We start from the raw sequence: 1,754 nt of genomic DNA, 5'->3' as shown, positions 1-1,754 counted from the left end.
CGCCTGCGGACGCGGCCGCGCGCCGAGCCGCTGCTGGTGCCGGGCAGCCGCTCGCACGGCAGCGAGCGCGAGGCCGAGCTGCTGTCGCGCGTCGGCGCTTTCGAGAAACTGCCGCTCGGCTCGTCGCTGAAGTTCTGCCGCATCGCCGAAGGTGCGGCCGATCTGTATCTGCGCCTCGGGCCGACCTCGGAATGGGACACGGCCGCGGCGCAATGCGTGCTGGAGCAGGCCGGCGGCGGCGTGATCGACTTCGCCGGCCGGCCGCTGCGCTGCAACGCACACGAAACCCTGCTCAACGGCGATTTCATCGCGTTCGGCGACCCGGCCACCGACTGGGCGCGGCTGTTCGCCTGATGCAGCGGGAATCCTCATGGCTTCGATAGACGAACTGCTCGCGATCATGGCCGCGCTGCGCAATCCCGCCGGCGGCTGTCCCTGGGACCTGCAGCAGAATTTCGCGACCATCGCGCCGTACACGATCGAAGAGGCCTACGAAGTCGCCGACGCGATCGACCGCGGCGACATGGCGGCGCTCTGCGACGAACTCGGCGATCTGCTGTTCCAGGTCGTGTTCCATGCGCAGATGGCGCGCGAAGCCGGTCATTTCGATTTCGGCGACGTCGTCGCGGCGATCTGCGCGAAGATGCTGCGCCGCCATCCGCACGTGTTCGGCGAGGCCGCGGTCGCCGACGCGCAGGCGCAGACCGTGGCCTGGGAAGCGCACAAGCGCGCCGAACGCGCCGCGCGCGGCGAGGACGACCGCAGCGCGCTGGCCGGCATTTCGCGCGGCCTGCCCGAATGGCAGCGCGCGCTGAAGCTGCAGAAGCGTGCCGCGACGGTCGGCTTCGACTGGCCCGACGTCGAGCCCGTGCTGGCCAAGCTGCACGAGGAAATCGACGAGGTGCGCACCGAATTCGCCGACGGCGCCGATCCGGCGCGGCTGACCGACGAGATCGGCGACCTGCTGTTCGTCTGCGTCAACGTCGCGCGGCATGCGAACGTCGACGTCTCCACCGCGCTGCGCCACGCGAACGCCAAGTTCGAGCGCCGCTTCCGGCGCATGGAGCAGCTGGCCGGCGACGGCGGGCTCGCCGCGCTGGACCTGGCCGCGCAGGACCGGCTCTGGGATGCGGCCAAGGTCGAGGAGCGCCGCGCCGCGATCGCCGCGGATCCGGCGCCGGCGACATCCGGCGACTGAAACGGCATCCGCACACCGGCCGCCGGCCGCGAATGAAAAGCGGGCGCCGAAGCGCCCGCCGGGTGGAGCAGGAAGCCGATGGGGGCGGCTTCCGTCGGGGTGGACGACGGCAGGAGATCCGCATCCGGTTGCTAAGATGCCGCGCGGCCGGCGAGCGTTGCAGTGCCCGACTATGCCGATGTGCGCATTTCAGCGCGTCACTGGGCCGGCAGCCGCTGCAGGCTTTCGTCGAGGCCCTGGCGCAAGGTCGCGATGGCCTTGTCGACGTCGCCGGGCTTGAACTCGTTGCGTGCGATGCGGTTGTAGGCGAACTGACGCACGGCCGGGTTCTCGGTCTTGGTCAGCACGTCGCGGTACAGCGCCGGAATTTCCTGCGCGCGGCCGTCGATCAGGTAGAGCCGTTCGAGCTCGCGCAGATTGCGCACGGTCTGGAACACCGGGTTGTTGCGCGCGGCGGCCAGGCGTTCGCCGCGGCCCTTGCGCCAGCCGTGCGGGCCGGCGCCCGGATCGGCCGGCGGTGCGGCGGTCGTGGAGGCCGGATCGGCGGCACGGGCCG

Annotated in this window: 2 protein-coding genes and 1 pseudogene; 2 read left to right on the top strand and 1 reads right to left on the bottom strand. The window is 71.3% G+C overall.

Annotated elements, in window-relative coordinates:
• Together NON22_RS23860 and mazG are read left to right on the top strand one after the other, a co-directional pair.
• Nucleotides 1-354 (top strand): 3'(2'),5'-bisphosphate nucleotidase CysQ family protein (locus NON22_RS23860; RefSeq protein ID WP_306673990.1); only part of this gene is annotated, 354 nt, incomplete at its 5' end.
• A gap of 16 nt (nt 355-370) precedes the next feature.
• Nucleotides 371-1,198 carry a nucleoside triphosphate pyrophosphohydrolase gene (mazG, locus tag NON22_RS23855; protein ID WP_257389478.1) on the top strand — a complete coding sequence of 276 codons (828 nt, stop codon included), beginning with the start codon at nt 371-373 and terminating at the stop codon, nt 1,196-1,198.
• Between the two features lie 197 nt (nt 1,199-1,395).
• Here mazG and NON22_RS23850 read toward each other — a convergent pair.
• Nucleotides 1,396-1,754, bottom strand: a pseudogene (locus NON22_RS23850) (hypothetical protein); the annotation flags it as partial.

The organism is Tahibacter caeni (genome assembly GCF_024609805.1).
Classification (GTDB): domain Bacteria; phylum Pseudomonadota; class Gammaproteobacteria; order Xanthomonadales; family Rhodanobacteraceae; genus Tahibacter; species Tahibacter caeni.
The sequence above is the reverse complement of the archived record's forward strand: the minus strand, read 5'-3'. Positions and strand labels throughout refer to the sequence as shown.